Origin of the sequence: Xanthomonas sp. LF06-19 (genome assembly GCF_034105425.1) — a bacterium.
Taxonomy (GTDB): Bacteria; Pseudomonadota; Gammaproteobacteria; order Xanthomonadales; family Xanthomonadaceae; genus Xanthomonas_A; species Xanthomonas_A sontii.
The window spans coordinates 537,138-554,429 of sequence record NZ_JAXGGH010000001.1; the positions used below are offsets into that span (position 1 = coordinate 537,138).

Genomic DNA, 17,292 nt, shown 5'->3' on the forward strand with positions numbered 1-17,292 from the left:
TCTCTCCTTACCGGCCCGACTTCTTGTCGCCACCGTGACCCTTGAAGGTCCGGGTGACGGCAAATTCGCCGAGCTTGTGGCCGACCATGTTCTCGTTGACCAGCACCGGAACGTGGTTCTTGCCGTTATGCACGGCGATGGTGAAACCCACCATCTCCGGCAGGATCATCGAACGACGCGACCAGGTCTTGATCGGACGCTTGCTACCGGCCGCGGCCTCCACCTTCTTGACGAGGTGGTGATCGACGAACGGGCCCTTCTTGAGTGAACGTGCCATGGTCGATTAGCCCCTACGATCGCGGACGATGAATTGTTCGGTGCGCTTGTTATGGCGCGTCTTGTAACCCTTGGTCGGGACACCCCACGGGGTGACCGGATGCGGATTACCCTGACCGGCCTTCGCCTCACCACCACCGTGCGGGTGGTCGACCGGGTTCATGGCCGCACCGCGAACGGTCGGACGCACGCCGCGCCAGCGCTTGGCGCCCGCCTTGCCCAGCTTCTCGAGGTTGTGCTCGTCGTTGCCGACTTCACCGATGGTGGCGCGGCACTCGGACGGCACCTTGCGCATTTCGCCGGAGCGCAGACGCAGGGTGGCGTAGATGCCTTCACGCGCGACCAGCTGCACCGCGGCGCCGGCGGCACGCGCGATCTGCGCGCCCTTGCCCGGCTTCAGCTCGATCCCGTGGACGGTGGTACCGACCGGGATGTTGCGCAGCGGCAGGGTGTTGCCGGTCTTGATCGGCGCATCCGAACCCGCGATCACCTGGTCGCCGGCCTTCAGGCCCTTCGGCGCGATGATGTAGCGGCGCTCGCCGTCGGCGTAGCACAGCAGGGCGATATGGGCGGTGCGGTTGGGATCGTATTCGATCCGCTCCACGCGCGCCGGGATACCTTCCTTGTTGCGCTTGAAGTCGATGACGCGGTAGTGCTGCTTGTGGCCACCGCCGACGTGGCGGGTGGTGATGCGGCCGTGGTGGTTACGACCACCGGACTTGCTCTGCTTTTCCACCAGTGCAGCGTGCGGGGCGCCCTTGTGCAGATCGGGCGTGACCACGCGCACGGCCGAACGACGGCCTGCGGAGGTGGGCTTGAATTTCATCAATGGCATGGGATGTACCTCAGGCCTTGGCCGTTACGTCGATGGACTGGCCTTCGGCCAGACGCACGTACGCCTTGCGCCAATCGCCGCGACGACCGCTGCGCGAACGAAAGGACTTGTTCTTGCCCTTGACGTTCAACACGTTGACCGACTCGACCTTGACGTCGAACAGCTGCTCGACCGCGGCCTTGACATCGGCCTTGGTGGCTTCGTTCGAAATCTCGAAGACGTACTGATTGGAGAGTTCCTGCAGGCGCGCGGTCTTTTCGGAGACACGCGGAGCGCGCAGCACGCTGAAGATTTTTTCGTTGCTGCTCATGCCAGCCACTCCTCGACCTTCTTGACCGCATCGGCGGTGATCACGACCGTATCGGCCCCGACCAGCGACACCGGATCCAGGCCCTGCACGTCGCGCACTTCCACGTAGGGAAGGTTGCGGGCGGACAGGTACAGATGCTCGGACGCTTCTTCGGTCACGATCAGCGGGCGATTGCCCACTTCCAGACCCTTCAGCTTCTCGACCAGGCCCTTGGTCTTGCTGGCCTCGACGTCGAACGCGTCGACGACCATCAGGCGGCCCTGGCGGTTCAGTTCCGAGAGGATCGCGCAAATGGCCGCGCGGTACATCTTGCGGTTGACCTTCTGCTCGAAGCTGCGCGGCTTGGCCGCGAAGGTCACGCCACCGCCGACGAAGATCGGAGCGGTCAGCGCGCCGTGGCGAGCGCCACCGCCCTTCTGCTTCTTCGACTTCTTGGTGGTGCCGTTGACTTCCGAACGCGTCTTCTGCGCCTTGGTGCCGGCGCGGCCGGCGTTGCGATAGGCGACGACGACCTGGTGAACCAGATCCTCGCTGAAATCGCGGCCGAACACGGCGTCGGAGACCGAGACCTTGTTGTTGCTACCCGTGATAACGAGTTCCATCGTCATCTCTCCTTATGCCTTGCTAGCCGGACGCACGATCACGTCGCCACCGGCAGCGCCAGGCACAGCGCCGCGAATGGCGATCAGGCCACGCTCGACGTCGACCTTGACCACTTCCAGATTCTGCGTGCTCTGCTGCACCGCGCCCATGTGGCCGGACATCTTCTTGCCCGGGAAAACGCGACCCGGGGTCTGGCGCTGACCCAGCGAACCCGGCGCGCGATGCGACAGCGAGTTACCGTGGGTGGCATCGCCCATGCGGAAGTTGTGCCGCTTGATGGTGCCCTGGAAGCCCTTACCCTTGGTGACGCCCTGGACGTCGACCTTCTGGCCGACGGCGAAGATGTCCGCCTTGATTTCGCCGCCGACGGCGAACTCGCCCAGCTGCGCGTCCTCGACGCGGAACTCCCACAGGCCGCGACCCGCTTCGACCTTCGCCTTGGCGAAATGGCCGGACGCCGGCTTATTGACCAGCGCGGCGCGACGGGCGCCCACGGTGATCTGCACGGCGCTGTAGCCGTCGGCTTCGACGGTCTTGAGCTGGGTGATGCGGTTCGGGGTCGCTTCGATCAGGGTGACCGGGATGGAGCGGCCGTCTTCGGTGAAGACGCGGCTCATGCCGGCCTTGCGGCCCACGAAGCCCAACGAATACTTCTTCGTCATGGTCGTAGTCCTCAGGTCAACTTGATCTGGACATCGACGCCAGCCGCGAGCTCGAGCTTCATCAGCGCGTCCACGGTCTTGTCGTTGGGGTCGACGATGTCGAGCACGCGCTTGTGCGTGCGGGTCTCGTACTGGTCACGCGCGTCCTTGTCGACGTGCGGGGAAACGAGGATGGTGTAGCGTTCGATCTTGGTCGGCAGCGGGATCGGGCCACGCACTTGCGCGCCGGTCCGCTTGGCCGTCTCGACGATCTCGCTGGCCGAACGGTCGATCAAACGATGATCGAACGCCTTCAGCCGAATCCGGATCTTTTGGTCCGCCATGACGGTGGGTTCCTTCGTTAAAAGAGCGACGGGCAAGGCCTCTGGGATACCTGCCCCGGTTGTTTCCTGATGTCGTACCGCAGAGCATCCGGCTCGGCGGGGGCATTCCTCCGCCCCAAAAACTGGGGCAGACCAGTCGACCCGGCCTGCCCAGACGGAAAAGTATAATGCGCAGCTAGAGCAGCGTCAACAACCCGGGGCTGTTGAGTGCTCCATGCGACGCGACCTTCCCGGTCCTGCGAACACGAGCGGCGTCCTGCCTCTCTTTTCGCTGTCTTACCGGCGCCCTACCCAGGAACGCCGAGCCGCGCATTATAGCGACGACTTCACACCTCCGCAACACCTCGCGCCAACAAATCGCCAGAACGTTCGCATGCCCGGAAACGACGAAGGGCCGGCTTGCGCCGACCCTTCGCGATGCCGGCGACCGAGGTCGCTGGCGATCCCAGCCGGCGGCCTGCGCCGCCGGAGGGCATTACTTGATGATCTTGGCCACCACGCCGGCGCCGACGGTACGGCCGCCCTCGCGGATCGCGAAGCGCAGGCCTTCGTCCATCGCCACCGGGTTGATCAGCGTCACCACCATCTTGACGTTGTCGCCCGGCATCACCATCTCCACGCCTTCCGGCAGCTGCACCGCACCGGTGATGTCGGTGGTGCGGAAGTAGAACTGCGGACGGTAGCCCTTGAAGAACGGGGTGTGACGGCCGCCCTCGTCCTTCGACAGCACGTACACCTCGGCTTCGAACTCGGTGTGCGGCTTGATCGAACCCGGCTTGCACAGCACCTGGCCGCGCTCCACGTCGTCACGCTTGGTGCCGCGCAGCAGCAGGCCCGCGTTGTCGCCCGCCTGGCCCTGGTCGAGCAGCTTGCGGAACATTTCCACGCCGGTCACGGTGGTCTTCTGCGTCGCACGGATGCCAACGATTTCGATTTCGTCGCCCACCTTGATGATGCCGCGCTCGATACGACCGGTCACCACGGTGCCGCGGCCCGAGATCGAGAACACGTCTTCCACCGGCATCAGGAACGGCTTGTCCACGTCGCGCTGCGGCTCCGGGATGAACGAATCCAGCGCGTCCACCAGCTTCAGGATCGCCGGCACGCCGATCTCGCTCTGGTCGCCTTCCAGCGCCAGACGCGCCGAACCGTGGATGATCGGGGTGTCGTCGCCCGGGAAGTCGTACTTGCTCAGCAGCTCCCGCACTTCCATCTCGACCAGCTCGAGCAGCTCGGCGTCGTCGACCATGTCGGCCTTGTTCAGGAACACCACGATGTGCGGCACGCCGACCTGGCGCGACAGCAGGATGTGCTCGCGGGTCTGCGGCATCGGGCCGTCAGCGGCCGAGCACACCAGGATCGCGCCGTCCATCTGCGCCGCACCGGTGATCATGTTCTTGACGTAGTCCGCGTGACCCGGGCAATCCACGTGCGCGTAGTGGCGCGTCGGGGATTCGTATTCCACGTGGGCGGTCGAGATCGTGATGCCGCGCGCCTTCTCTTCCGGCGCCGCGTCGATCGCGTCGTACGCCTTGAACTCGCCGCCGAAGCGCTCTGCGCCGATCTTGGTCAGCGCCGCGGTCAGCGTGGTCTTGCCGTGGTCGACGTGACCGATGGTGCCGACGTTGACGTGCGGCTTGGTGCGCTCGAACTTACCCTTTGCCATGTCTTCTCTACCTCGTGATTCGTATTGGGGGACGAGCGAGCGGGATGCGGCGCGGATCGAGTCCGCGGCACGCATCCCGTCGCTCTAATCTCAGTTCTTCTTGATGACCGAGTCGGCGATGTTGGCCGGCGCTTCGGCGTAGTGGTCGAACTCCATCGAGAAGGTGGCGCGACCCTGCGACATCGAGCGCAGCGTGGTGGCGTAGCCGAACATTTCGCCCAGCGGCACCATCGCGTTGATCACCTTGCCCGACGGGCTGTCGTCCTGACCCTGCAGGATGCCGCGACGACGGCTCACGTCGCCCATCACGTCGCCCAGGTAATCCTCCGGGGTGACGATCTCGACCTTCATGATCGGCTCCAGCAGCACCGGGTTGGCCTTGTTGAAGCCTTCCTTGAAGCCCATCGAGCCGGCGATCTTGAACGCCATTTCCGACGAGTCGACGTCGTGGTACGAACCGTCGATCAGGCGCACCTTGACGTCCACGATCGGGTAGCCGGCCATCACGCCGTTGGCCACCGCTTCCTGGATGCCCTTATCCACCGCCGGGATGTATTCCTTCGGCACCACGCCGCCGACGATCGCGTTCTCGAAGGTGTAGCCCTGGCCGCGTTCCTGCGGCTCGATCTCGAGCACCACGTGACCGTACTGGCCCTTACCGCCGGACTGACGCACGAACTTGCCTTCCTGCTTGACCGCCTTGCGGATGGTCTCGCGGTAGGCCACCTGCGGCTTGCCGACGTTGGCTTCGACGTTGAACTCGCGCTTCATGCGGTCGACGATGATTTCCAGGTGCAGCTCGCCCATGCCGCGGATGATGGTCTGGCCGGACTCTTCGTCGGTGTTGACGCGGAACGAGGGATCTTCCTGCGCCAGACGGCTCAGCGCGATGCCCATCTTTTCCTGGTCGGACTTGGTCTTCGGCTCGACCGCCATCGAGATCACCGGCTCCGGGAACACCATGCGCTCCAGGGTGATGATGTGGTCCTGCGCGCACAGCGTGTCGCCGGTGGTGACGTCCTTCAGGCCCACCGCCGCGGCGATGTCGCCCGCGCGCACTTCCTTGATCTCTTCGCGGTTGTTGGAGTGCATCTGCAGGATGCGACCCACGCGCTCCTTCTTCGACTTGACCGGGTTGTACACCTGGTCGCCGGAGTTCAGCGTGCCCGAGTAGACGCGGAAGAAGGTCAGCGAGCCGACGAACGGGTCGGTCATGATCTTGAACGCCAGCGCCGAGAACGGGGCGTTGTCGGTGGCCGGACGGCTGTCTTCCTTCTCGTCCTCGTCGATGCCCTTGACCGGCGGACGGTCGCTGGGCGACGGCAGCAGCTGGATCACGCCGTCGAGCATGGCCTGCACGCCCTTGTTCTTGAACGCGGTACCGCAGTACACCGGCACCACTTCCACCTTCAGGGTGCGCTCGCGCAGACCGCCCAGGATCTCGGCCTCGGACAGGTCGCCCTCGTTGAGGTACTTGTCCATCAGGTCTTCGTTGGCTTCGGCCGCGGCCTCGACCATGAACGCGCGCGCTTCGGTGGCCTTGTCGACCAGGTGCGCGGGGATGTCGCGGTATTCGAACACGGTGCCCTGCGAGGCGGTATCCCAGTGGATCGCCTTCATCTTGACCAGGTCGACCACGCCCTCAAAGCCGTCTTCGGCGCCGATCGGCACCTGCATCGGCACCGGGTAGGCGCCCAGGCGGGCCTTCAGCTGCTCGACGACCTTGTCGAAGTTGGCGCCGGTGCGGTCCATCTTGTTGACGAACGCCAGACGCGGCACCGCGTACTTGTTGGCCTGACGCCACACGGTCTCGGACTGCGGCTGCACGCCGCCGACCGCGCACAGCACGAACACCGCGCCGTCGAGCACGCGCAGCGAGCGCTCGACTTCGATGGTGAAGTCCACGTGCCCGGGGGTGTCGATGATGTTGAAACGGTGCTGCGGCATGGACTTGTCCATGCCGGTCCAGAACGCGGTGGTGGCCGCGGAGGTGATCGTGATGCCACGCTCCTGCTCCTGCTCCATCCAGTCCATCGTCGCGGCACCGTCATGCACCTCGCCGATCTTGTGGCTGACGCCGGTGTAGAACAGGATGCGTTCGGAGGTGGTGGTCTTGCCGGCATCGATGTGAGCCATGATGCCGAAGTTGCGGTAACGCTCGATGGGAGTGGTACGGGCCACAGGGAGCCTCTCAAATTTCTTGGATTTCGGATGGCCGAACGCCGCCTTGCGGCGGCCTTCGGATTTGTGCCACGCGCAACGGCGCGGCTAGCGGCACTCAGATGGTGCCAGCGGGCCCCGTTTCCAAGGCCCGGAAGGTCACCAGCGGTAGTGCGCGAACGCCTTGTTCGCTTCCGCCATGCGGTGAGTCTCTTCGCGCTTCTTGATGGCGCCGCCACGGTTTTCCGAAGCATCGACCAGCTCGGCCGCGAGCTTGCGCGGCATCGAGTTCTCGCCGCGCTTGCGCGCCGAGTCGATCAGCCAGCGCATCGCCAGCGCCATGCGACGGGAGGAACGCACCTCGACCGGCACCTGGTAGGTGGCACCGCCGACGCGGCGGGACTTGACTTCGACCGCCGGAGCGACGTTGTCCAGCGCCTTCTGCACCAGCTCGATGGCGTTGGGGTTCTTCTCGCCGATCACGTCCATCGCGCCGTACACGATCTTTTCGGCGACCGACTTCTTGCCGCTCAGCATCACCATGTTGATGAAGCGGGCGATGGTTTCGCTCCCGTGCTTGGGGTCCGGGAGAACGGCGCGCTGCGGCGTATTACCTTTACGAGACATGTGTACTTTCCCTTAGCTCTTCGGGCGCTTGGCGCCGTACTTGGAACGACCCTGGCGACGCTTGGCAACGCCGGCGGCGTCGAGCGAACCGCGCACGGTGTGGTAGCGCACGCCCGGCAGATCCTTGACGCGGCCGCCGCGGATCAGGACCACGGAGTGCTCCTGCAGGTTGTGGCCTTCGCCGCCGATGTAGCTAATGACCTCTTCCTGGTTGGTCAGGCGCACCTTGGCGACCTTGCGCAGGGCCGAGTTCGGCTTCTTCGGGGTGGTGGTGTACACGCGCGTGCAGACGCCACGGCGCTGCGGGCACTTGTCCAGCGCCGGAGAGGCGCTCTTGTAGGTGGTCGCCTGCCGCGGCTTGCGGACCAGCTGGTTGATCGTCGCCATCAGTGGATTCTTCTGATTGAGGCCGTCGGGCCTGGATGCGTGAAAACGAAGGCAGGCCGAAGGACGGCCTGCCGAGACAGGAAAGTATAGCGGGCAAGTCAAAGCGCCGTCAACACAACGGAATTTTTACTTGCTGGCCCATCCGGGGCCGGAATACGGGGCGCTTCCGCTGCGCCCCCTTTCGCGTGGTAGACCGGCCCCGCGGGCGGGACCGGTCCGGCGTGTTGCTTACTCTTCGCTGCCGGCAGCCGCCGGGGCGGAGGTCTCGACCGCCGGCTCGGCGCTGCCGCCGGACAGGGTCTGCATCTCCGACTCGGTCAGGCCGCTGGCGTTGCGGCGGCGCGTGTTGTGGTACGCCAGGCCGGTACCGGCCGGGATCAGGCGACCCACGATCACGTTTTCCTTCAGGCCGCGCAGCGTGTCACTGGTGCCGCGGACCGCCGCCTCGGTGAGGACGCGGGTGGTCTCCTGGAACGACGCGGCCGAGATGAACGACTCGGTCGCCAGCGAGGCCTTGGTGATGCCCAGCAGCACCGGCTCGTACTTGGCCGGCAGTTCGTTGCGGGTCACCAGGCGGGCATTCTCCTCGATGACGCGCTGGCGCTCGGCCTGCTCGCCGTTGAGGAACTTGCTGTTGCCCTGGTCGGTGATCTCGACCTTGCGCAGCATCTGCCGGGTGATGACCTCGATGTGCTTGTCGTTGATCTTCACGCCCTGCAGGCGGTACACGTCCTGGATTTCCTTGACCAGGTACGCGGCCAGCGGCTCGACGCCCAGCAGACGCAGGATGTCCTGCGGGCTCGGCTCGCCGTCCACCACGGTTTCGCCCTTGGCCACGTGCTCGCCTTCGAACACGATGATCTGGCGGTACTTCGGGATCAGCTCTTCGTGCTCCGACCCGTCGGTGTCCTTGATGATCAGGCGCTGCTTGCCCTTGGTGCCCTTGCCGAAGCTGATGATGCCCGAACGCTCGGCCAGGATCGCCGGATCCTTCGGCTTGCGCGCCTCGAACAGGTCGGCCACGCGCGGCAGACCACCGGTGATGTCGCGGGTCTTGGACGCTTCCTGCGGGATCTTGGCGACCACATCGCCCACGCCGACCGGCGCGCCGTCCTGCAGGTTGACGATCGAGCGCGGCGGCAGCAGGTACTGCGCCGGCAGATCGGTGCCCGGGATGGTCAGGTCGTTGCCCTTGGCGTCGACGATGCGCACGATCGGGCGCAGGTCCTTGGCCTGGGTGCCGCGACGCTTCGGATCGGTGATCTCGCGCGAGGCCAGGCCGGTCAGTTCGTCGGTCTTCTCGATGACGGTGACGCCGTCGATGAAGTCGATGAAGCGGATGAAACCGGCCACTTCCGACACGATCGGGTGGTTGTGCGGATCCCAGTTCGCCACCGACTGGCCGGCCTTGACGGCGTCGCCGTCCTTGGCGGTGATGGTGGCGCCGTACGGCAGCTTGTAGCGCTCGCGCTCGCGGCCGTGGCCGTCGAGCACCGACAGTTCGCCCGAACGCGACACCGCCACCAGCGAGCCGTTGGCGTGCTCGACCGACTTGAGGTTGTTGAACTTGATCGAACCGGTGGTCTTGACCGTGATGTTGTCCACCGCCGCCGCACGCGAGGCCGCGCCGCCGATGTGGAAGGTACGCATGGTCAGCTGGGTACCCGGCTCGCCGATCGACTGCGCGGCGATGACGCCGACCGCTTCGCCGATGTTGACCAGGTGGCCACGGGCCAGGTCGCGGCCGTAGCAACGCGCGCACACGCCGAACGCCGATTCGCAGGTGATGGTCGAGCGGACCTTGACCGACTGCACGCCGGCCTCTTCCAGCTTGGCCACCCACTGCTCGTCGAGCAGGGTGTTGCGGGTGACGATCGGATCCTCGTCGTTGCCCGGCAGGAACACGTCCTCGGCCACCACGCGGCCGAGCACGCGGTCGCGCAAGGGTTCGACCACGTCGCCGCCTTCCACGATCGGGGTCATGGTCAGGCCGTCGGTGGTGCCGCAATCCGGCTCAGTGATCACCACGTCCTGCGCCACGTCGACCAGGCGGCGGGTCAGGTAACCGGAGTTGGCGGTCTTCAGCGCGGTATCGGCCAGACCCTTACGGGCACCGTGGGTGGAGTTGAAGTACTCCTGCACGTTCAGGCCTTCGCGGAAGTTCGCCTTGATCGGCGTCTCGATGATCGAGCCGTCCGGGCGGGCCATCAGGCCGCGCATGCCGGCCAGCTGGCGGATCTGCGCCTGCGAACCACGCGCGCCGGAGTCGGCCATGATGTACAGCGAGTTCATCGACTTCTGGTCGATGGTCTCGCCCTTGGCGTTGACCACCTTCTCGGTGCCGATGGTGTCCATCATCGCCTTGGCGATGCGCTCGTTGGTGCGCGACCAGATGTCCACGACCTTGTTGTAGCGCTCGCCGGCGGTGACCAGGCCGGACTGGTACTGCTCCTGGATTTCCAGCACTTCCTGCTCGGCTTCGCCGAGGATGCCCTTCTTCTCCGACGGGATCAGCATGTCGTCGATGCCGATCGACACGCCGGCGCGGGTCGCGTAGGCGAAGCCGGTGTACATCAGCTTGTCGGCGAACACGACGCTGTCCTTCAGACCCAGCTGGCGGTAGCTGGAGTTGATCAGGCGGCTGATGTTCTTCTTGGTCAGCTCGGTGTTGGCCAGCGCGAACGGCAGGCCTTCCGGCAGGATCTCGGCCAGCAGCGCGCGCCCGATCGTGGTGTCCACGATCGAGGTCTTCTTGCTGCGGTTGCCTTCTTCGTCGATCACCGTCTCGGTGATGCGGACCTTGACCTTGGCGTGCAGTTCGACCGCACGGTTGTCGTAGGCGCGCTTCACTTCGGCGATGTTGGCGAAGACCATGCCCTCGCCCTTCTTGTTCTCCAGGGCGCGACTCATGTAGTACAGGCCCAGCACCACGTCCTGCGACGGCACGATGATCGGCTCGCCGTTGGCCGGCGACAGGATGTTGTTGGTGGACATCATCAGCGCGCGCGCTTCCAGCTGCGCTTCCAGCGACAGCGGCACGTGCACGGCCATCTGGTCACCGTCGAAGTCGGCGTTGAACGCGGTGCAGACCAGCGGGTGCAGCTGGATCGCCTTGCCTTCGATCAGCACCGGCTCGAACGCCTGGATACCCAGACGGTGCAGGGTCGGCGCACGGTTCAGCAGCACCGGGTGCTCGCGGATCACCTCTTCCAGGATGTCCCAGACTTCGGCTTCTTCGCGCTCGACCAGCTTCTTGGCGGCCTTGATGGTGGTGGCCAGGCCGCGACGCTGCAGCTTGGCGAACACGAACGGCTTGAACAGCTCCAGCGCCATCTTCTTCGGCAGGCCGCACTCGTGCAGACGCAGGGTCGGGCCGACCACGATCACCGAACGGCCGGAGTAGTCCACGCGCTTGCCGAGCAGGTTCTGGCGGAACCGGCCCTGCTTGCCCTTGATCATGTCGGCCAGCGACTTCAGCGGACGCTTGTTGGTGCCGGTGATGGCACGGCCGCGACGGCCGTTGTCCAGCAGCGCATCGACCGATTCCTGCAGCATGCGCTTTTCGTTGCGCACGATGATGTCCGGCGCGTTCAGCTCGAGCAGGCGGCGCAGGCGGTTGTTGCGGTTGATGACGCGGCGGTACAGGTCGTTCAGATCGGAGGTCGCGAAGCGGCCGCCGTCCAGCGGCACCAGCGGACGCAGATCCGGCGGCAGCACCGGCAGCACGGTCATCACCATCCACTCCGGACGGTTGCCGGACTCGATGAAGGCCTCGATCAGCTTGATGCGCTTGGTCAGACGCTTGAGCTTGGTTTCCGAACCGGTGCTGGCGATCTCTTCGCGCAGGCGGGTCATTTCCGACTGCAGGTCGATGGTGCGCAGCAGTTCGTACACGGCCTCGGCGCCCATGGCGGCGTCGAAGTCGTCGCCGTGCTCCTGGCGCGCGGTCAGGTACTGCTCTTCGGTCAGCAGCTGGCGGCGCTCCAGGGCGGTCAGGCCCGGCTCGGTCACCACGTAGGCTTCGAAGTACAGCACGCGCTCGATGTCGCGCAGGGTCATGTCCAGCATCAGGCCGATGCGCGACGGCAGCGACTTCAGGAACCAGATGTGCGCGACCGGCGAAGCCAGGTCGATGTGGCCCATGCGCTCGCGGCGCACCTTGGCCAGGGTCACTTCGGTGCCGCACTTCTCGCAGACCACGCCGCGGTGCTTCATGCGCTTGTACTTGCCGCACAGGCACTCGTAGTCCTTGATCGGGCCGAAGATGGCGGCGCAGAACAGGCCGTCGCGCTCGGGCTTGAAGGTCCGGTAGTTGATGGTTTCCGGCTTCTTCACTTCGCCGAAGGACCACGAACGGATCAGGTCCGGCGAGGCCAGCGCGATCTTGATCGCGTCGAAGTCCAGCGTCTGGCGCTGCTGGTTGAAGAGGTTGAGCAGGTCTTTCATTTGATTTCTCCGGGAATCGGGAATAGCGAATAGGGAATCGTTGGAAGCGGAGAGGCGGGACAGGAAACGCCGGCGGCCTGTGGGCAAACGCCCGGGCGGTTTCCTAGTCCCGACTCCTCATTCCCTGCCCTCAGTCTTCCAGTTCCATGTTGATCGCCAGCGAGCGGATTTCCTTCACCAGCACGTTGAAGGACTCCGGCATGCCGGCGACCATCTCGTGCTCGCCGTCGACGATGTTCTTGTACATCTGGTTGCGGCCCTGCACGTCGTCGGACTTCACCGTCAGCATTTCCTGCAGGGTGTAGGCCGCGCCGTAGGCTTCCAGCGCCCAGACTTCCATTTCGCCGAAGCGCTGGCCGCCGAACTGCGCCTTGCCGCCCAGCGGCTGCTGGGTGACCAGCGAGTACGGGCCGGTGGAGCGCGCGTGCATCTTGTCGTCGACCAGGTGGTTCAGCTTCAGCATGTGCATGTAGCCCACCGTGGTGTGGCGATCGAACGCCTCGCCGGTGCGGCCGTCGTACAGCTGGGTCTGGCCGCTGATCGGCAGGTCGGCGAGTTCGAGCATGTGCTTGATCTCGGCCTCGGTGGCACCGTCGAACACCGGGGTGGCCATCGGCACGCCGTCGGTCAGGTTCTTCGACAACGCCAGCAGTTCCGCGTCGCTGAACTGGTCCAGGTCCACGCGGTCCTCGCCCAGCTTCTGGTCGTGGTTGTAGATCTGCGCCAGGAACTTGCGCAGGTCGGCGACCTTGGCCTGGGCCTCGAGCATGTTCTGGATCTTGCGACCCAGGCCCTTGGCGGCCCAGCCCAGGTGCACTTCCAGCACCTGACCGATGTTCATACGCGACGGCACGCCCAGCGGGTTCAGCACGATGTCCACGGTCTCGCCGTTGGCCATGTACGGCATGTCCTCGATCGGCTGGATCATCGACACGACACCCTTGTTGCCGTGGCGACCGGCCATCTTGTCGCCGGGCTGGATGCGGCGCTTCACCGCCAGGAACACCTTGACCATCTTCAGCACGCCCGGGGCGAGGTCGTCGCCGGCGGTGATCTTGCCGCGCTTGTCGGCGAAGCGACGCTCGAACTCCTTCTCGTGCGCCTGGATCTGCTTCTGCGCGCGTTCGATCGCCTCGGAGGCGTCCTCGTCCTTCATGCGCAGCGCGAACCAGTCGGACTTCTTCAGGCCGTCCAGGTAGGCGTCGCTGATGGTGTCGCCCTTCTTCAGGTTCGGACCGCCGTTGGCAACCTTGCCGATCAGCTGGCCACGCAGACGCGCGTAGATCGCGCTTTCCAGGATGCGGAACTGGTCGTCGAAGTCCTTCTTGACCCGCTTGATCTCGTTTTCCTCGATCTGGCGGGCACGCTTGTCCTTCTCGATTCCGTCGCGGGTGAACACCTGCACGTCGATGACGGTGCCGTCCATGCCCGGCGGCACGCGCAGCGAGCTGTCCTTCACGTCCGAGGCCTTCTCGCCGAAGATCGCGCGCAGCAGTTTCTCTTCCGGGGTCAGCTGGCTCTCGCCCTTCGGCGTGACCTTGCCGACCATGATGTCGCCGGCGCGCACTTCCGCACCGATGTACACCACGCCGCTCTCGTCCAGACGGTTCAGCGCCTGCTCGGACACGTTGGGGATGTCGGCGGAGATTTCCTCCGGCCCCAGCTTGGTGTCGCGCGCCACGCAGGTCAGCTCTTCGATGTGGATCGTGGTGTAGCGATCCTCTTCCACCACGCGCTCGGAGAGCAGGATGGAGTCTTCGAAGTTGTAGCCGTTCCACGGCATGAACGCGATCAGCATGTTCTGGCCCAGAGCCAGCTCGCCGATGTCGGTCGAGGGGCCGTCGGCCAGCACGTCGCCGCGCGCGATCACGTCGCCCACGTTCACCAGCGGACGCTGGTTGATGCAGGTGTTCTGGTTGGAGCGGGTGTACTTGATCAGGTTGTAGATGTCGACGCCGGCGTCGGTGCCGCCGCCGATCTCGGCCTCGTTGACCTTGACCACGATGCGGCCGGCGTCGATCTGCTCGATCACGCCGCCACGGCGGGCGTTCACGGTCACGCCCGAGTCGCGCGCCACGGCGCGCTCGATGCCGGTACCGACCAGCGGCTTCTGCGCACGCAGCGTCGGCACGGCCTGGCGCTGCATGTTCGCGCCCATCAGCGCGCGGTTGGCGTCGTCGTGCTCCAGGAACGGCACCAGCGCGGCCGCGATCGACACGGTCTGCATCGGCGACACGTCCATGAAGTGCACTTCCGCCGGCGGCTTCAGCAGCGACTCGCCCTGGTAGCGACACGGCACGAACTGCTCGGTCAGGCGGCTCTTGGCGTCGTGCAGCGCGTTGGCCTGGGCGATGACGTACTCGTTCTCTTCGATCGCCGACAGGTACTCGACTTCGTCGGTGATCTGGCCGTCCACGACCTTACGGTACGGCGTCTCGAGGAAGCCGTACTGGTTGGTGCGGGCATACACCGCCAGCGAGTTGATCAGGCCGATGTTCGGGCCTTCCGGCGTTTCGATAGTGCAGACGCGGCCGTAGTGGGTCGGATGCACGTCGCGCACTTCGAAGCCGGCACGCTCGCGGGTCAGACCGCCCGGACCCAGCGCGGAGACGCGACGCTTGTGCGTCACTTCCGACAGCGGGTTGTTCTGGTCCATGAACTGCGACAGCTGCGAGGAGCCGAAGAACTCCTTGATCGCGGCGGCCACCGGCTTGGCGTTGATCAGTTCCTGCGGGGTCAGGCCTTCGGACTCGGCCATCGACAGGCGCTCCTTGACCGCGCGCTCGACGCGGACCAGGCCCACGCGGAACACGTTCTCGGCCATTTCGCCGACCGAACGCACGCGACGGTTGCCCAGGTGATCGATGTCGTCGACCACGCCGCGACCGTTGCGGATCTCGGTCAGGACCTTGATCACGTCCAGGATGTCGGAGCTGTCGGCGTGCTCGGCGACCAGGCGCTTGGACTCCTCGTCGTTGCGCTCGCCGAAGTACTTCTTGTCGTACAGCACCGACTCGCCGGTGACTTCCTTGCGGCCGACACGGCGGTTGAACTTCATGCGGCCGACCGTGGACAGGTCGTAGCGCTCGAAGGTGAAGAACAGGTTGTGGAACAGGTTCTGCGCGGCGTCCTTGGTCGGCGGCTCGCCCGGACGCATCATGCGGTAGATCTCGACCAGCGCCTCGAGCTGGGTCTTGGTCGGATCGATGCGCAGGGTGTTGGACAGGTACGGGCCGCGATCCAGGTCGTTGACCCACAGCGTGCCCACGGCATCGACGCCGGCCTTGCGGAACGCGGTCAGCTGATCTTCGCTGATTTCGTCGTTGGCGCTGGCCAGCAGTTCGCCAGTCGAGGCATCGACCACGTCGTGCGACAGGATGCGGCCGACCAGGTACTCGTCGGGCACGGCCAGCGCGGCGATGCCGGAGGCCTCGAGTTGCTTGACGTGGCGCGCGGTGATGCGCTTGCCGGCTTCGACAATGACCTTGTCGCCGTCGGCCAGATCGAAGTTCAGGGTCTCGCCGCGCAGGCGCTCGGGCACCAGCTCCAGCTGCACGCCTTCCTTCGGGTCGATGTGGAAAGTGTTGATCTCGAAGAACTCGGACAGCATCTCCTCGTTCGAGTAGCCGAGCGCGCGCAGCAGGATCGACACCGGCAGCTTGCGGCGGCGGTCGATACGGGTGAACAGCGCGTCCTTCGGGTCGAACTCGAAGTCCAGCCAGGAGCCGCGGTACGGGATGATGCGGGCGCTGTACAGCAGCTTGCCCGAGCTGTGGGTCTTGCCGCGGTCGTGGTCGAAGAACACGCCCGGCGAGCGGTGCAGCTGCGAGACGATGACGCGCTCGGTGCCGTTGACGATGAAGGTGCCGTTGTCGGTCATCAGCGGGATTTCGCCGAGGTAGACCTCCTGCTCCTTGACGTACTTGATCGCCTTGGTCGAGGACTCGCGGTCGTAGATCACCAGGCGCACGGTCACGCGCAGCGGCGCGCCGTAGCTCATGCCGCGCTGGCGGCATTCACGCTCGTCGAACACCGGTTCGCCGAGCTTGTAGCCGACGTACTCCAGTGCCGCGTTGCCGCTGTAGCTGGAGATCGGGAACACCGATTTCAGGGCCGCGTGCAGGCCGTGGTCCGAACGCTTGTTCGGGTCGGTGTTCTCCTGCAGGAACTCGCGGTAGGAATCCACCTGGATGGCGAGCAGGAACGGCACTTCGAGGATCGAGCGCTGCTTGCCGAAGTCCTTGCGGATACGCTTCTTTTCGGTGAACGAATAAGACGTCATGAGGTATCACCTTGGCTGATGCGGGCCACGCGTCCGCGGCCCTGAGTGAACATAAATTGTCAGTTGGAAGTCGCTGGTATTGCCGGCACCAGCACGCCTTCTCCCGCTACTTCCAACTACCAACTCGATGAGAACGAGATTGGGGATGAGGGGATTCGGGATGGGTCGACGACCGCCTCTCGAATCTCCGATGCCGAATATCCAATCCCGGCATTGCAACAACGGCCAAAGGCCGGGGGCTTTCGCCCCCAGCCTTCAGTGCATCGCCTTGAACGGCTGGCGATGCAAGGGACTGCTTACTTGACTTCGACCTTCGCGCCAGCGGCTTCCAGGTCCTTCTTGAACTTGTCGGCGTCTTCCTTCGACACGGCTTCCTTCAGGACGCCGCCGGCCTCGGTGAGGTCCTTGGCTTCCTTCAGGCCCAGGCCGGTGATGGCGCGGACGGCCTTGATGACGTCGACCTTCTTGGCGCCGGCGTCGATCAGGATGACGTTGAACTCGGTCTGCTCTTCGACCGGCGCGGCGGCCACGGCCGGACCGGCAGCGGCGACCGGGGCGGCGGCGGAGACGCCGAACTTGTCTTCGATGGCCTTGACCAGCTCCATCACTTCCATGAGGGTCTTTTCGGCGATTGCGTCGACGATCTGCTCGTTAGACAGGGACATTGTGATTACCTTTGGAATTTTTTCTGGATGAGGTTCTAGTGAACCGTTTC

At 65.1% G+C, this 17,292-nt stretch carries 13 protein-coding genes; all 13 read right to left on the bottom strand.

From position 1 onward, the window contains the following. Positions 1–7: 7 nt before the first annotated feature. The 13 genes from rpsS to rplL all read right to left on the bottom strand — a co-directional run bounded on the left by rpsS (position 8) and on the right by rplL (position 17,242). A complete protein-coding gene (gene rpsS, locus SLW55_RS02425; RefSeq protein ID WP_010341594.1) occupies positions 8–277 on the bottom strand; it encodes a 30S ribosomal protein S19 in 270 nt (89 codons plus the stop codon). 6 nt (positions 278–283) lie between these two features. Continuing rightward, positions 284–1,111 carry a 50S ribosomal protein L2 gene (rplB, locus tag SLW55_RS02430; RefSeq protein WP_010341593.1) on the bottom strand — a complete coding sequence of 276 codons (828 nt, stop codon included), beginning with the start codon at positions 1,109–1,111 and terminating at the stop codon, positions 284–286. A 10-nt stretch (positions 1,112–1,121) separates the two neighbouring features. Beyond that, positions 1,122–1,421: a 50S ribosomal protein L23 gene (rplW, locus tag SLW55_RS02435; RefSeq protein ID WP_010341592.1), complete on the bottom strand. Its 300-nt coding sequence runs from the start codon at positions 1,419–1,421 to the stop codon at positions 1,122–1,124. Beyond that, positions 1,418–2,023 (bottom strand): 50S ribosomal protein L4, encoded by a 606-nt coding sequence (rplD, locus tag SLW55_RS02440; protein ID WP_295966166.1) that lies wholly within the window; start codon positions 2,021–2,023, stop codon positions 1,418–1,420. Before rplD ends, rplW begins: the two co-directional genes overlap by 4 nt. Positions 2,024–2,035: 12 nt before the next feature. Next, entirely contained in the window at positions 2,036–2,686 is a 651-nt protein-coding gene (gene rplC, locus SLW55_RS02445; RefSeq protein ID WP_010341590.1) for a 50S ribosomal protein L3, read from the bottom strand. Positions 2,687–2,697: 11 nt separating this feature from the next. Next, a complete protein-coding gene (gene rpsJ, locus SLW55_RS02450; protein WP_010341589.1) occupies positions 2,698–3,009 on the bottom strand; it encodes a 30S ribosomal protein S10 in 312 nt (103 codons plus the stop codon). A gap of 475 nt (positions 3,010–3,484) precedes the next feature. Next, the gene (gene tuf / locus SLW55_RS02455) at positions 3,485–4,675 is read right to left on the bottom strand and encodes an elongation factor Tu (RefSeq protein WP_043093035.1); all 1,191 of its coding nucleotides are present in this window, start codon (positions 4,673–4,675) and stop codon (positions 3,485–3,487) included. A gap of 90 nt (positions 4,676–4,765) precedes the next feature. Beyond that, positions 4,766–6,856, bottom strand: coding sequence for an elongation factor G (fusA, locus tag SLW55_RS02460; RefSeq protein ID WP_010341333.1), 2,091 nt, complete (start codon positions 6,854–6,856; stop codon positions 4,766–4,768). A gap of 138 nt (positions 6,857–6,994) precedes the next feature. After that, positions 6,995–7,462, bottom strand: coding sequence for a 30S ribosomal protein S7 (gene rpsG / locus SLW55_RS02465; RefSeq protein WP_010341334.1), 468 nt, complete (start codon positions 7,460–7,462; stop codon positions 6,995–6,997). A 12-nt stretch (positions 7,463–7,474) separates the two neighbouring features. Next, positions 7,475–7,849 carry a 30S ribosomal protein S12 gene (gene rpsL / locus SLW55_RS02470; RefSeq protein WP_003469157.1) on the bottom strand — a complete coding sequence of 125 codons (375 nt, stop codon included), beginning with the start codon at positions 7,847–7,849 and terminating at the stop codon, positions 7,475–7,477. 228 nt (positions 7,850–8,077) lie between these two features. Continuing rightward, complete coding sequence (gene rpoC / locus SLW55_RS02475) at positions 8,078–12,295, bottom strand: DNA-directed RNA polymerase subunit beta' (protein WP_320744475.1); 4,218 nt, start codon at positions 12,293–12,295, stop codon at positions 8,078–8,080. Positions 12,296–12,425: 130 nt separating this feature from the next. After that, complete coding sequence (gene rpoB, locus SLW55_RS02480; RefSeq protein WP_017908393.1) at positions 12,426–16,577, bottom strand: DNA-directed RNA polymerase subunit beta; 4,152 nt, start codon at positions 16,575–16,577, stop codon at positions 12,426–12,428. 296 nt (positions 16,578–16,873) lie between these two features. Beyond that, positions 16,874–17,242, bottom strand: coding sequence for a 50S ribosomal protein L7/L12 (gene rplL / locus SLW55_RS02485; protein WP_010341338.1), 369 nt, complete (start codon positions 17,240–17,242; stop codon positions 16,874–16,876). Positions 17,243–17,292 lie beyond the last annotated feature (50 nt).